Genomic DNA, 13763 nt, shown 5'->3' with positions numbered 1-13763 from the left:
GTTTATTCGTAGTAATTAAGGGTGTTGTAGCCACCCTGTTGCAAATAACTGTCTTTTTTCATCAGTTTGAGATCACTTTCCATCATATCAGACACCAGGTCGCTAAGGCTGTGTTCGGGCTTCCAGCCGAGCTTTCGGTGTGCCTTGGAGGCATCGCCAATGAGCAAGTCTACTTCGGTAGGGCGGAAATATTTCTCATCGACTGCGATTACAACTTGGCCTTCTTTCACCGGATATTCAGGATTGGTTGCTGAAACCACTATTCCTTTTTCTTCGATGCCCGTGCCTTCAAATTTCAGCGTAACGCCCACCTGTTCAAAGGCCATTTTTACGAAATCACGAACGGGCGTGGTTTCTCCTGTGGCGATCACCCAATCTTCGGCTTCCTCGGCCTGTAGGATCATCCACATCATTTTTACGTAGTCTTTGGCATGGCCCCAGTCACGCTTCGCGTCAAGATTTCCCAAATACATTTTTTCTTGCAAGCCGAGCGCAATTCGCGCGGCAGCCCTCGTAATTTTTCTGGTTACAAAGGTTTCACCTCGTATTGGAGATTCGTGATTGAACAGAATTCCATTGCAGGCAAACATGTTGTACGCTTCCCGATAATTTACCGTGGCCCAATAGGCGTATAATTTAGCTACGGCATACGGACTGCGAGGATAGAACGGCGTCTCTTCCGTTTGCGGTACTTCTTGTACTTTTCCATACAGTTCTGAGGTGGACGCCTGATAGATGCGCACCTTTTTTTCCATTCCCAAGGCGCGGATCGCTTCCAGTAAGCGTAACGCCCCTAAACCATCTGTATTGGCGGTGTATTCGGGCATTTCAAACGACACCTGAACATGGCTCATAGCGCCCAGATTGTAGATCTCATCGGGTTGCACTTCCTGAATGATTCGCAGTAAATTGGTGCTATCTGTAAGATCTCCGTAGTGAAGAAAAAATTTCGCGTTTTCCTCGTGAGGATCCTGATAGAGGTGGTCGATTCTATCGGTATTGAACAGAGACGAGCGACGTTTGATACCGTGGACAACATAGCCTTTCTTCAACAGAAACTCGCTCAAATACGCTCCGTCTTGTCCTGTCACGCCGGTAATAAGTGCTACTTTATTTTTCATGAATCGTTGTTATGGAAACCGTTACGAGCGCGTGTCTCGTGATTCTAGTTTTCGTTTAATAGTAAGGTAGGTGTATCGAAGAAACGCGAACAATAGGAAGAAAAACACAAGCATAAACGGATATACAATATGTTTTTTATCGGTAATTCCCACATCTCTTGCCGTTTGGGCGCTGCTTACCACCACCAAGGCATCTTCAAGGCCTACCATATTGTTCTTAAGAATTTCGTTCTCTTCCGTCAATTCTGATTTGTATAAGAAAATCTCTCTTAGACTGATAGAAGACGCATTGTTGTAAAAAGACAAACTGCTGGAGGTCTGGTTTACCATAGCAGAGGCGTCGGTATAGACATCAATCACCTTATTCATCTGCGCTATCGAACGTTCATTCTGATCGATTCGCTCCTGATAGTTCTTTCGGGCTTCCTGTACCAATTCTTTGATATAGGGTTGTTCGTTTACGTAATTTAGTAAGGAAGGTAGTTTTTTCAGACCGTCTTCGGAATGAAAACTCAAGATCAATTTGTGATAATCGTAATTAGAATAGAATTTTTCCGAAGCAAAAACCCCTCCATCGTCTTCTTTCACTTCTAGCTCAGAAACAATTGTTTCAAAGGTGCGGTCGCTGCTTTCAATCTTTTCAAGAAGCTTGACAACATCAACCACCGGAGAGATTTCTACCGCGCGGATGGCCGGTTCTTCGGGTTGAAGCCCAACCGATCGTAAGAATAAAGTGTCATCTTCTTCCAGGTTGGCATTAAATTGCTCGATGGCATTATAGACGTACGGCTGACTCTCAAAGTTCGTTTTTACAACAAGTACTGATTTGTGATTTTCGGCACCACCCGCTAAAATTCCCAATAACACTCCGCCAATGATGAGCAGTGCGATGACCCACCAGAACTTGAAGAGAAATGCAATCGCTCTAAAGACATGCTTCATGACTCGGTAAAACCATTGACCAACTAGGTCGAACAGATCGGCTAGATCCATATCTCGCTCATGGGTATCTTTCGTACTCATAGTTTCGAAATTAGTAATTCATATTAGATAATAGTTGCTGTAAACTGTAACGCCAAGGCACTGTTTGCATTGCAAAAGTGTTACAAAACTTTGAGTTGTCCAAAACACTATACTTCGGTCGCTCGGCAAAGGTAGGGTAATGGTCGGTTTGGGCAAGGTTTACCGTTTCAATTTTTCCGGATTCCTCAAAAATAGCTTTGGCAAAATCATACCAGGTAGCGCTGCCTCCGTTTGAATAATGATACAGGCCGTAGGCCGTAGACTGCTTCGCTACAATCTCCAACAACGCCTTCGCCAGATCATTAGCATTGGTAGGGGTTCCCAGCTGATCGGTAGTGATCGCAAGGTCCTTTCCTTCGGAAGCAAATTTTAACATCGCGGTGAGAAAGTTGGGCCCGTATTGCGAATACAACCACGACGTGCGAACGATAAAATGCTCGGGAAGCGTTTCGGCTACCCTTTGTTCTCCAAGGCGTTTGGTGGCACCGTACACTCCCAAAGGATGGGTGGCGTCTACTTCAACATACGGACTACGCTTTTCCCCGTTAAACACATAATCGGTGGAAACATGTAGAAGACATGCGTGATGCTCTTGGCATACCTCCGCCAGGAGCCGTGCTCCCTCCGCATTGATGGCATTGGCTTTTTCCGGCTCCTTTTCGGCTTGGTCTACCTTCGTATACGCCGCGGTATTGATACAGTAATCCACTGTATTCCTGTCAAAATACTGCTGCAAGGCTTTTTTGTCTGTAATGTCCAACTCCTGTTTTGATTGGAATGTACAGTGAAGGGTGCCAAAAGTAGGGGCGTAATCGGCCAGACACCTTGCGAGTTGTCCGGTTGCTCCTGTAACGAGTATGTGTATCATGAAATTACCTCCTGAAAACTGGGAAGGGCGAGATCCTTTTCTGAAATGATTAATGCTTCCTTGGGAAGATGCCAATCTAAGGCAAGGGTTGCGTCGTTATAGATAATTCCTCCTTCGGAAGCCTTATCGTAGAATTGATCGCATTTGTATGCGAAAATAGACCGTTCCGAAAGGGTGACAAATCCGTGGGCAAATCCTTTTGGCACGAACAACTGTTTTCGGTTTTCTCCAGTAAGGAGCACGGAAAAATGCTGCCCAAAGCTAGCCGACTCTTTCCGAAGATCGACTACGATGTCAAGAACGCTTCCATCAATCACACGCACTAATTTGGCTTGCGCCAAGGGTCCCGTCTGAAAATGGAGTCCGCGTAACACGCCTTTCTTTGAAATAGACTGATTGTCTTGTACAAAATTAATGTCTAAGCCGGTTGCTGCCTGAAAGGCTCTTTTGTTGTAGGTTTCTGAAAATTGACCCCGGGCATCCGGAAACGCCGGCGGAATCAGAACAAAGCAATCTAGGAGCGGAGTCTTTTCGATGTGTAGCATACTATAATTGTAACAGGTGTTTTCCGTAGCCACTCTTAAGTAAGGGCTCAGCCAGATTGTGTAATTGCTCCTTGTTTATATACTTCATTTCATAGGCGGCCTCTTCAATAGCGCCTATTTTAAGTCCCTGACGCTCTTCGATCACCTCCACGAATTGGGAGGCTTGCATCAACGAAGCAAAAGTGCCGGTGTCTAGCCAGGCCGTGCCTTTATCCAGAATACTCACGCTTAAGTTGCCTTGTTGTAGGTAGGCGTTATTGACGTCGGTAATTTCAAGCTCCCCGCGCGCGCTGGGCTGTATGTTCTGAGCGATCTCAACCACGTGATTGTCGTAGAAATAAATTCCCGGAACGGCGTAATTAGACTTCGGGTTTTTAGGCTTCTCTTCGATGGAAAGGGCTTTCCCTTCCTCGTCAAACGCGACCACCCCGTAACGTTCGGGGTCGTGGACGTGATAGGCGTAAATAATACCGCCTTCAGGGTCATTATTGGCTTGCAGTAGTTCTTTCAGTCCGGAACCATAAAAAATATTGTCTCCTAAGATCAGGGCTACCTTTTCGGAACCAATAAAATCCTTTCCGATGATAAAGGCCTCGGCCAACCCCTTCGGTGTTTCCTGCACGGCGTATTCAAATCGACACCCTAACTGCGAACCGTCACCCAGTAGTTTTTCAAATAAGGGAAGGTCTTGTGGCGTAGAAATGATCAAGATATCCTGAATTCCCGCATACATAAGCGTAGATAGCGGGTAGTAGATCATGGGTTTATCGTACACCGGCATGAGCTGTTTGCTCACCGCTAAAGTAAGTGGGTGCAATCGGGTTCCTGAGCCTCCTGCTAAGATAATACCTTTCATAGTCTGTCCGTATTTTCCAGATACCAGGCCACGGTTTTTTCGATTCCGGATTCAAAATTTTCTTCAGCCTTCCATCCCAGTTCATTCTCAATCTTAGAGGCATCAATGGCGTAGCGGAAATCGTGTCCCGGACGATCGGTCACAAAGGAAATCTGATCGTGATAGGAGCCCGATTTTTTTGGCTTCATGCGATCGAGTAAATCGCAGATGGTGTGTGCAATATACAAGTTTTCACGCTCGTTGCGCCCACCAATATTATAGGTTTCGCCTAAGCTTCCTTTTTCCAGCGCCAACTGAATGCCCGAGCAGTGGTCTTTCACATACAACCAGTCGCGCACGTTCTTTCCGTCCCCGTATATAGGAATGGCGTCGCCGCTTAATCCTTTCCGAATGATCGTAGGAATCAGTTTTTCTTTATGCTGGTGCGGACCGTAATTATTAGAACAATTCGTGGTTACCACGGGAAGTCCGTACGTGTGATAATAGCTTCTTACAAGAAAATCGGAGGACGCTTTGCTCGCGCTATACGGACTATTGGGCGCATAAGGAGTTGCTTCCGTAAAAAGACCTGAAGCGCCCAAGCTTCCGTAGACCTCATCGGTAGAAACATGCAAAAATCGGGCATTTACAAACGCTGAACGCAATTGATTGGGGCCTTCCATCCAATACTGATACGCGGCTTGCAACAACTGGAACGTTCCCACGATATTCGTTTCAATAAAGGCTGCCGGACCCGAAATGGAGTTGTCTACATGCGATTCGGCAGCAAAATGCACCACGGTATCTATCTCATGCGTCTCAAAAACTTCTTTCAATACGTCGGCATCGCGAATATCCGCCTTGATGAACGTGAACCGGTTTTCGTCTGAAACGGCTTCTAAATTCTTTACATCCCCGGCATAGGTAAGGCTATCCAGAACAAAAATCTTTGCATCTGTTGTTTGCATCAAAAATGAAACATAATTGGAGCCGATAAAGCCGGCTCCCCCGGTAACTAAGACGTTGTTGGTATTCAAAACTATTTTTTAGGGGGTTCTAAAATCAATTTTAACATGTTCTCGGTGATCAAATAGGTAGGTTTCACACCTGTTGTACCCAATCCGCCACTGGCTAGGGTACTCCCTGTTTCCAACGGATTATCTGAAGCGTAATACGCATACTGCACCTTCACCTTTGTGCTAATACTTCCTCTTATTTTGCTCGCCGCTTGTATGGCCTTTTGATAATGTGCGCCCTCCATCTCCAATCCGATCACATTCCAGGTGGATTCATGAAAAAATTTCAGTATGTCGCGATTCTGAAGGGATGTTCCCAAGACGGTGATCATGGTTCCACTACAGACCTTTATACCACTTTCCGCAAAGAGCGCTTTCTTTAAACGGTTTTTAAACGGATAATTGTCTGCCGTACCTTCAAAAACATGGGCTGATGGAATCATGATGTCGCCTTTTCCTCCGGAAAGAATACCTGCCTTGCCCATCACCGAAATAGAAGCTACGTTGAGAAAGTGACGTTTCTCAGGGGTCTTATAGGGTTTTAGCAATTCGTCCATCGTTTCATAGGCCTGCTCACCAAATGCGTAATCCATAACAATAATCACGGGTGCTTCACCTACTTCCGAAACGGGCTCGTAGCCGGGCAGTTGCGCGGTGTCAATAATCTGAACGTCAATATTTGTTCCGCTGGTATCAGGAAGCGAGAGCATTCCATTGTCTAGGGCCGTTTTCTTTACTTTTTGACGCAGTTTCTCATTGGCCGAGTCGCTTAACATCTCATACACCTGCAAGGGTGTTTTCTTTTTGAATTCGCTTGCCAGAGCCGTCGGAGCGTACAAGGTATTCATAACACTGTGCATGTTTGAACTAATGACGTGCAAGGGTCGCCCTAGCAAGTTGTGGTCGCTCAGTGTTTTTTTAATATGAAGAGCCCAGCGCTCTCCGTGAATGTGATGCCCTAAGCGTTCCCGAAGCACGGGACTAAAGGTGATGAGTCGCTTGTTGTCATTCACAACCTCATCAATCGCCAGTTTTCCGAGGAAATAGATAATATGAAGAAAGCGGTGCTCATTATCGGGACCTGCAAAGGAAGGATAGATGGCAGAGACCTCCTCGAAGGTACGCCCCAAGAAGCTAGCCGTATGAGTAAGGGCGATCTCTTTGTCTTGCTGACTCAATGTTCCATTTTTCAAGACCATTTCTTCCAGCTTTCTCCAATCGCGGATTAACGAGCCTTCTTCGTTAATCATCACCTGCTTCATGATTTTATGAGATTCGATATACAGAAAGGTCAGGTGAGTAAGAATATCATAAATTTCGCTACGCCCTCGTGTAATTTCGATATTCATTTGTTCGCTATCAATACGATAGCAGTTTCGGCGTCTTTTCTTCGGAATAATAGGGACAAAATGTGAGTTTTTGTAGCCTTCGTCGCTGGTAAGGTTAACGTATCTACACGCTTCTATTCCGGTGGGTAATCGATCGATAACATACAATAATCCTTGCAGCTCTATCTTCTCTTCTGCAATGCTACCATATATCTCAGGCCGCAGAATTAGTAGGGATTCGCGCAGGGTTTCCCCTGAAATACCCATCGGTTTGTAGAAGCCGCGATTAAACAGATGGCGCATGGTAATGTACAGGCGTTCGATCGCTCCTGAACTCTCTTGCGCTCTTGTTCTTTTATGGGATTTCAATGGTTGCATCTAGGCGCAAAGATAGTATTTAATTTACGCTTTAAAAGTGTGTAGTTCGTTTGCGATCTTGCGGTCGTTGGAAAGTCTTGGAACCTTGTTTTGGCCGCCCAATTTCCCTTGAGATTTCATGTACCTAGAAAAACTGTGCTGCGGTAAGGAGGTTATTCGTAAGGGCTGCAAAATGGCGCCTTCAATGAGGTCAAAATAGTATGAGTTTTGCTGTTGCATCGCTTGGTCTAGCGTCCTGGCAACTTCCAATAGCGATATTGGAGGGGTGTCGAATTCAATGAGCCATTCATGATACGGAAGGGCGCCTTCTTCAGGTTCGGTTTGTGGGGCCACGGTAAATTCTGAAATAGAAAACCCATGTGCCGCCACCGCCTGTTTCATGGCTTCTTCTACTTCTTTCCCGATGACATGTTCTCCAAAGGCTGAAATAAAGTGTTTAATACGGCCGGAAACCATCACCCGCGGTGGGTGTAATGAGGTAAACTGTACGGTATCTCCAACGTTGTACGCCCAGAGACCGGCATTGCTAGAAACAATCATCACATAGTTGACTCCCGTCTTCACCGAACCAATGGTGAGCCGTTTAGGGTTCTCGTCGAAAAAACCGGAGGCTTCTACAAATTCATAGAAAATACCTGAGTTTAACTGCAACAGCATCCCCTCTTCATCTTGCCGATCCTGAAAGGCAAAAAACCCTTCCGAAGCCGGATACAATTCAATGCTAGGAATTTTTCTGCCAATAAGCTGTTCAAACTTAGCGCGATAGGGTTCATAATTCACCCCTCCGTAAATAAATAGTTCGAAGTTGGGAAATAGTTCCCCAATGGGTTTTCCTGTCTTGACCTTGAGCCGTTCAAAATACATTTGAACCCAGGAAGGAATGCCGCTGATAAGCGTCATGTTTTTCGTTTCGGTTTCCGCTACGATGGCGTCGACTTTGTTTTCCCAATCGGAGATACAATTCGTCTCCCAGCTAGGTAGCCGATTTTTTTGCAGGTATTTGGGAACATAATGCGCTACAATCCCTGAAAGCCGTCCGAGTTTTACACCGTTTTTTTCGGTCATTTCGGGACTTCCCTGTAAGAAGATCATCTTCCCATTCACAAAAGACGCTTTCCCTGTTTCAGCGATATAACAAAGAATTGCATTTCGTGCAGCGTTAATATGCGCTGGCATTGAAGCCTTGGTAAGCGGGATATATTTGGCGCCCGAGGTGGTTCCTGATGTTTTTGCAAAATAAAGCGGCTTACCCGGCCACAATATGTTTGATTCCCCTGCCACCACTCTATCTATATACGATTTGCTTTCTTCATAGTCCCGAATTGGTACGCGTTCAGTAAAATCTGAGTATTCTTTGATGTGTTGGAATCCATGATCCCTTCCGAAGGCTGTATCTGCAGCAGTAGCAATCAACGTATTGAACACCTTCCGTTGGGTTTCTTCGGGCCTAGAAGACCACCGTCGAATACGGTTGACGACCAATTTGGCGTAGATTTTTGCGACAATCGATTTAACAGAAATCATACCTATTCAAAATCGATGAAATTTGTTGGGTTTATAGGGTATCCATCACTCCATAATTCAAAGTGCAGATGCGGTCCTGTAGACAATGCTCCCGTATTTCCCGCGGTACTTATTACCTCTCCGGCTTTTACCCGCTCTCCCTGCTCTTTGTTGAGGGAAGCGTTATGTTTATATACGGAAAGCAGGTTGTTAGGGTGCTCCAAGATCATCACATAGCCAGTTTCTGCCGTCCATTCCGCAAAGATCACTGTACCGTCTGCTACCGCTTTTACGGGTGCGTCTTTAACGGTCACAATGTCGACCGCGTAGTGCTTGCTTTTCAGGTCATATTCGGAAGAGATCGTTCCTTTTACCGGAGGGAATAAGGTAAGGCGTACTTCGGAAGGAGTGGTAAGAGGGTTGTATTTGTCTTCCTGAGCCACTTTCTCCCGTAGCAGTGAATCTTCCTCAGAAATGCTTAAGTCTACGGCGGAAGCATCCACCTGAGCCGCTTCGATAATCGAATCTTTATTGAAGTCGACGGTCGAAACATCTCCTGTGAGCACCTTTCGGATAGAGGCGATATACTTTTCGATCACGGCGAGTTCTTGTTCTAACGAATCGGTTCTGTACGTCAAGTCGGTTGCACGCTTCTTCAAGCGGGTGGAAGAATAGCCTGGTATATACTCCCGAAGCGGTGTAAAGGCAATTAATAGCGTCGTTCCCGCGATTAAAATAACGGCGAAGATCGTGCTAAAGACAAAGACGTTCAGGCGATTCAACTTAAAGGAAAAACGCTCTTCAAAAGTATCTTCATTCAGCACCACCAAGCGATACTTGTGTAGCAGCTTTTTTTTGATTTTTTTCGTTCTCTTTTCGGGTTTCGCCATAGCCTTCGCTCTTGCTGTACAAATATAAAACAAACCCACGGGCTTCTTTTATTATCTAGCTAACAAACGTAATTTCTGAAGATTTCTTATTACATTTGTTATTCTTAAAAATTGTGAATTATGGAAGCAGTAATGATCCCCTTAGCCATTGGCCCTTGGCAAATTGTATTAATCGTACTCATCGTCTTGTTGCTATTTGGCGGGCGAAAAATTCCGGAACTAATGCGCGGATTAGGAAGTGGTATCAAGGAGTTTAAGGATGCCTCTAAAGAAGACGAACCTGCTACCGACGGCGGTAAAATTGAAGATAAAAAGTAAATGGAGCCGAATGCTCTAAAAAAAGCGCTGTTTTCACAGCGCTTTTTTTATGTTACTTACTAAGCTTTGCCGATTTTAAAATGGCTTCCAGCTCAAATTGATGATTCCGTTTTTCTACTGAGGGTGCATAAGTAAACCCTTCTAAGATCAAATAGCGATTGTTGGCCTCATCGCGAATGGCGTAGTTTATGAAAGGTCCTGCCATCCATTGGTCTTTTACTTCCCAAGTACCTTTGGTTTCATACGCAAATTTGCCGTCGATTTCGGTGGTAAATAACAACGGAGCGAAGGCTTCTTCCGTAATAAATCGCCCTCCTTCTTCCACGGGCATCTTGTCTCCGGAAATGCTATCGCGCATGGCAATGATATCTCCAATTACCGTACTGTCTTGTCCAATAGTACTAAGCGGCACCTCGTAAATAATAACATTGGTGCTTCCTGACTTTAAATCCTTTCTGAGCCAATAAAAATCGTCTTTAGCTAGTGCAACCCGGTACGCCGACGAAATGGTCAGAGAAACGCCCAAACGCTCTTGTAGCGAATCAATTTTTAGCGTCGAGACCTTAATGCGGCGTTGTTTTTCTTTTAATTCTGCTTGCTTGAGAGCGGCAATAATACGCTCGTGATTCGATTCGATCAACTGCACCAAGCTTTCGCGGGAGGTTCCGGTAATAAAGGCTCCCGTTTGCGGACGCGCATAGGAGTTTTCCTTTAGACTCACTGAGTCCTTATCCCCAAGCTTTACATACACAAAGCCGCGATAGGACCGGGTAAAATCTGAAAAATTGGCCGGTGCCATTTGGTTCATTGAAAACAGAGGCTCCTGCTGTGGGAGTCCGTCGGTAGGAGCGGCAAAGTGTTTCCGAAGTGTTTCACCCACACTACCGTTCCAAAGGTCATTTTCCATGATGATTTGAATGGAATTGATGTTTCCAACCGACTTCGGTAAATATCTGGTCTCTCTTTTTCCGTCAGAATCATTGCATGATATCAGAAAGAGACCTATCAAAAGCGTAACTATAAATCGCATGTACTGTAGTTTTTGGGGCTAGCCTTTGTGAATCTTTAGCTTCATCCCCGGTTTGAGATTGTTCCCACTAATATCGTTCCATTTTTTAATTTTATCGACACTCACCCCGGGAAATTTCTGGGCGATACTCCACAAAGAGTCCCCGCTTTTGACCGTATACGTCTTTTTCGCATTCGAATCTGCCACCGAATTAGTTTGGGTTGTCGTTGAGGCCGCAGGCTTTCTGGGGTAAATGGTGAGGCGCTGCCCGACCCGCAATCGGTCGCTTCGCAAGTTGTTCCATCGTTTGATCTTACTTACTGAAACCCCATATTTATTGGCTATTTTTCCGAGGAAATCTCCACTCCGCACGCGATATCGGATACGGTCTGAGCTTTCGAAGAATTTTGGCAATGGCTTTTCACGCTCATTAAACTCCTCTTCTGCGAAGGAATATATGGCGTCTTCATTGGCCACAAATTTACCCAGGGCTTCCACCGGCAATCGCAGCACATATGTTTCGTCTTTAATCACAGGAATGATCCCCAATTTGTAAGAAGGATTGAGAAATTCGAGTTCTCCCAAATCTACTTGGGTTACTTTGGAAACCTGTTCTAGCGTGATCATTTTTTTTACATGCACCGTGTCGGTGGCGATGTAAGGGTACATAGGGCCTTCACTCTTAAAACCGTGCTCTTCGGCATATTCAAAGATATACATGGTGGCTAAAAAGGCCGGGAGATATCCCGCGGTCTCGCGCGGCAAGTGATGTCTGATATTCCAGTAATTGGTGTATCCTCCTGCCCTACGCAGAGCTTTCGCTACATTACCCGGACCGGAGTTGTACGCAGCTAAGGCCAAATCCCAGTCCTGTAAACTGGTATACAGACTTTTCAAATAGGCACTTGCGGCTTCCGTTGCCATAATGGGATCGTTTCTTTCGTCCACATACGAATTCACATCAAGCCCAAAAATCTTTCCGGTGGCAAACATAAATTGCCAAAGACCTTTGGCACCCACCGGAGATTGGGCGCGTGGGTCTAAGGCCGATTCTACAATGGCCAAATATTTTAATTCTAATGGAAGATTGTGTTTGTCTAAGGTTTCCTCAAACAAGGGAAAGTAATAGTCGCTTAAGGCCATAAGCCGTGCCATTGTACGGCGTCGATTTTTCAAATACCCTTTGATGACGCTTTCCAGGGCCGGGTTGTATTCTACGTTAAAAGGGGTTTTGGCATTGAGTGCTGCCAGTCGTTCTTTTAAAACTTCGGTGGAAAGCTCTTCATAGGGTACTGGCTCATAGGTTTCAGCAAGCATGGCCCCATACATTTCTTCAAATCGACCGGTACGCTTTAGTTCGTTCAACCACAAACTATCAATGGTGCGCGCTTCTATGATGTCATCTAGTGAATACACCACCGTATCCTTCACATTGGTCGCTACCACAACTTTAGGAAAGTCGCCAGAAATCTGGGTGCCCACAATGGAGTCAACCACCTGAATTTTCTTCTTCTGAAGCGAATCTTTGGCTTTTTTTTCTTGTGCTACCATTGCCATACAGCTACATAGTAACCCTATCACAATAAATGTCTTCGTTTTCATACCGCTCTTCATCTAACTTAGCAACTTTTATTTTATTGTTTTATGTATCGATTCCTATTTAACAAAGGCAATGCCAAACTATTCCAGAATGGCCTGAATGCCTGGTAAGGTTTTTCCCTCTAGCATTTCCAACATGGCGCCACCTCCGGTGGAAACATAACTTACGTTATTCTCAAACCCGAACTGCTTGACCGCCGCGACCGAATCTCCGCCCCCGACGAGCGAAAAGGCGCCGTTTTCAGTAGCTTTAGCAATAGCATTCCCAATGGCAATGGTACCTTGTGCGAACGGTTCCATCTCAAACACACCTACGGGACCATTCCACAGAATCGTTTTGGACTCTGCAATGATATCCGCAAATTGTTGACGGGTTTTCTCCCCCGCGTCAAGGCCCATCCAGCCCGCAGGAATGGCGTCTGCCGGCTCACTGTCGGTTGTGGCGAATTCTGAAAAGCTATCAGCTGTTATTACATCTATCGGTAAATGAACGCGTACGTTCTTTGCTTTTGCCTTTTCCAGTATTTCTAACGCCAGCTCTTGTTTGTCTTCTTCTACGAGGGAGCTTCCAATGTTTCCGCCTTGTGCTTTAATAAATGTAAACGCCATGCCTCCACCCACAATGAGGTGATCTATTTTTGCAAGAATATTTTCAATGACTGTGATCTTGGAAGACACCTTGGCGCCTCCAATAATCGCGGTCACCGGAGATTTTCCTTCTTCCAGCACCTTTCGAACATTTTTAATTTCAGAAGCTAATAATAAGCCAAAACACTTGTTTTCGGGAAAGAATTTAGCAATAATGGCCGTCGAAGCATGGGCACGATGGGCGGTTCCAAACGCATCATTTACATAGACATCGCCCAATGTGGCAAGCTGTTCCGCAAAGTTCGAGTCGCCCTGTTGCTCTTGATCGTGGTATCGAAGATTCTCTAGGAGTAGGATCTCTCCTGGCTGTAAGGCCTGGGCCGCTTCTTCGGCTGCCGAACCAATACAATCTTCCGCAAATTTTACGGTAACTCCCAGTATTTCAGCTGTTTTTGATAGGATATGGCGTAGGGAAAACTCATTTTCCTTCGCCTTCGGCCGCCCTAAATGAGACATTAGGATACAGCTGCCGCCGTCTTCTAAGACTTTAATGATCGTAGGTTTTGCCGCCTCTATTCGCGTGGTATCAGTGACCTCTAATTGATCGTTTAACGGAACATTGAAATCGACTCGAATGAGGGCTTTTTTTCCTTTGAAATTAAAATCTTCTACAGTTTTCATGGGCTCTAGTTATAATCACAAATATATAGTATTCTACGGTTACTTTAATAGGGTAAAAAAA

General features: G+C 45.3%; 13 protein-coding genes. 1 reads left to right on the top strand and 12 read right to left on the bottom strand.

Annotation, left to right across the window (positions count from 1 at the left end):
- Positions 1-2: 2 nt before the first annotated feature.
- From gmd to PO830_RS07705, 9 genes are read right to left on the bottom strand one after another with little or no spacing between them, the layout of a single operon-like run.
- Positions 3-1121 (bottom strand): GDP-mannose 4,6-dehydratase, encoded by a 1119-nt coding sequence (gmd, locus tag PO830_RS07745; protein WP_272852976.1) that lies wholly within the window; start codon positions 1119-1121, stop codon positions 3-5.
- Positions 1122-1142: 21 nt separating this feature from the next.
- Positions 1143-2144 (bottom strand): hypothetical protein, encoded by a 1002-nt coding sequence (locus PO830_RS07740; RefSeq protein WP_272852975.1) that lies wholly within the window; start codon positions 2142-2144, stop codon positions 1143-1145.
- A 10-nt stretch (positions 2145-2154) separates the two neighbouring features.
- Complete coding sequence (gene rfbD, locus PO830_RS07735; RefSeq protein ID WP_272852974.1) at positions 2155-3012, bottom strand: dTDP-4-dehydrorhamnose reductase; 858 nt, start codon at positions 3010-3012, stop codon at positions 2155-2157.
- Entirely contained in the window at positions 3009-3557 is a 549-nt protein-coding gene (rfbC, locus tag PO830_RS07730; protein ID WP_272852973.1) for a dTDP-4-dehydrorhamnose 3,5-epimerase, read from the bottom strand. Before rfbC ends, rfbD begins: the two co-directional genes overlap by 4 nt.
- A gap of 1 nt (position 3558) precedes the next feature.
- Positions 3559-4413 carry a glucose-1-phosphate thymidylyltransferase RfbA gene (gene rfbA / locus PO830_RS07725; RefSeq protein ID WP_272852972.1) on the bottom strand — a complete coding sequence of 285 codons (855 nt, stop codon included), beginning with the start codon at positions 4411-4413 and terminating at the stop codon, positions 3559-3561.
- Positions 4410-5429, bottom strand: coding sequence for a dTDP-glucose 4,6-dehydratase (gene rfbB, locus PO830_RS07720; protein ID WP_272852971.1), 1020 nt, complete (start codon positions 5427-5429; stop codon positions 4410-4412). The genes rfbA and rfbB overlap by 4 nt, the downstream gene beginning before the upstream one ends.
- 2 nt (positions 5430-5431) lie before the next feature.
- Positions 5432-7114: a DUF6909 family protein gene (locus PO830_RS07715; protein WP_272852970.1), complete on the bottom strand. Its 1683-nt coding sequence runs from the start codon at positions 7112-7114 to the stop codon at positions 5432-5434.
- A 24-nt stretch (positions 7115-7138) separates the two neighbouring features.
- Positions 7139-8635 (bottom strand): GH3 auxin-responsive promoter family protein, encoded by a 1497-nt coding sequence (locus PO830_RS07710; RefSeq protein ID WP_272853256.1) that lies wholly within the window; start codon positions 8633-8635, stop codon positions 7139-7141.
- Between the two features lie 5 nt (positions 8636-8640).
- Positions 8641-9507 carry a M23 family metallopeptidase gene (locus PO830_RS07705; RefSeq protein WP_272852969.1) on the bottom strand — a complete coding sequence of 289 codons (867 nt, stop codon included), beginning with the start codon at positions 9505-9507 and terminating at the stop codon, positions 8641-8643.
- A 120-nt stretch (positions 9508-9627) separates the two neighbouring features.
- Between PO830_RS07705 and tatA the strand changes: the two genes are divergently transcribed.
- Positions 9628-9825: a twin-arginine translocase TatA/TatE family subunit gene (tatA, locus tag PO830_RS07700; RefSeq protein ID WP_272852968.1), complete on the top strand. Its 198-nt coding sequence runs from the start codon at positions 9628-9630 to the stop codon at positions 9823-9825.
- A 52-nt stretch (positions 9826-9877) separates the two neighbouring features.
- Here tatA and PO830_RS07695 read toward each other — a convergent pair whose 3' ends face one another.
- From PO830_RS07695 to PO830_RS07685, 3 genes are all read right to left on the bottom strand, one after another.
- Positions 9878-10855, bottom strand: coding sequence for a DUF4837 family protein (locus tag PO830_RS07695; RefSeq protein WP_272852967.1), 978 nt, complete (start codon positions 10853-10855; stop codon positions 9878-9880).
- 18 nt (positions 10856-10873) lie between these two features.
- Entirely contained in the window at positions 10874-12436 is a 1563-nt protein-coding gene (locus PO830_RS07690) for a LysM peptidoglycan-binding domain-containing protein (protein ID WP_272852966.1), read from the bottom strand.
- Between the two features lie 78 nt (positions 12437-12514).
- The gene (locus tag PO830_RS07685) at positions 12515-13702 is read right to left on the bottom strand and encodes a phosphoglycerate kinase (protein WP_272852965.1); all 1188 of its coding nucleotides are present in this window, start codon (positions 13700-13702) and stop codon (positions 12515-12517) included.
- Positions 13703-13763 lie beyond the last annotated feature (61 nt).

Origin of the sequence: Altibacter sp. HG106, from assembly GCF_028561755.1 — a bacterium.
GTDB lineage: Bacteria > Bacteroidota > Bacteroidia > Flavobacteriales > Flavobacteriaceae > DFVG01.
This window is presented reverse-complemented; position numbering and strand designations above follow the sequence as displayed.

Bases quoted from the DNA above. Each gene is read 5' to 3' on its own strand.
- PO830_RS07715 (WP_272852970.1), bottom strand. From the start codon at position 7,114: ATGCAACCATTGAAATCCCATAAAAGAACAAGAGCGCAAGAGAGTTCA.
- rfbC (WP_272852973.1), bottom strand. From the start codon at position 3,557: ATGCTACACATCGAAAAGACTCCGCTCCTAGATTGCTTTGTTCTGATT.
- rfbD (WP_272852974.1), bottom strand. From the start codon at position 3,012: ATGATACACATACTCGTTACAGGAGCAACCGGACAACTCGCAAGGTGT.
- PO830_RS07685 (WP_272852965.1), bottom strand. From the start codon at position 13,702: ATGAAAACTGTAGAAGATTTTAATTTCAAAGGAAAAAAAGCCCTCATT.
- tatA (WP_272852968.1), top strand. From the start codon at position 9,628: ATGGAAGCAGTAATGATCCCCTTAGCCATTGGCCCTTGGCAAATTGTA.
- PO830_RS07740 (WP_272852975.1), bottom strand. From the start codon at position 2,144: ATGAGTACGAAAGATACCCATGAGCGAGATATGGATCTAGCCGATCTG.
- PO830_RS07695 (WP_272852967.1), bottom strand. From the start codon at position 10,855: ATGCGATTTATAGTTACGCTTTTGATAGGTCTCTTTCTGATATCATGC.
- PO830_RS07705 (WP_272852969.1), bottom strand. From the start codon at position 9,507: ATGGCGAAACCCGAAAAGAGAACGAAAAAAATCAAAAAAAAGCTGCTA.
- PO830_RS07690 (WP_272852966.1), bottom strand. From the start codon at position 12,436: ATGAAAACGAAGACATTTATTGTGATAGGGTTACTATGTAGCTGTATG.
- rfbA (WP_272852972.1), bottom strand. From the start codon at position 4,413: ATGAAAGGTATTATCTTAGCAGGAGGCTCAGGAACCCGATTGCACCCA.
- gmd (WP_272852976.1), bottom strand. From the start codon at position 1,121: ATGAAAAATAAAGTAGCACTTATTACCGGCGTGACAGGACAAGACGGA.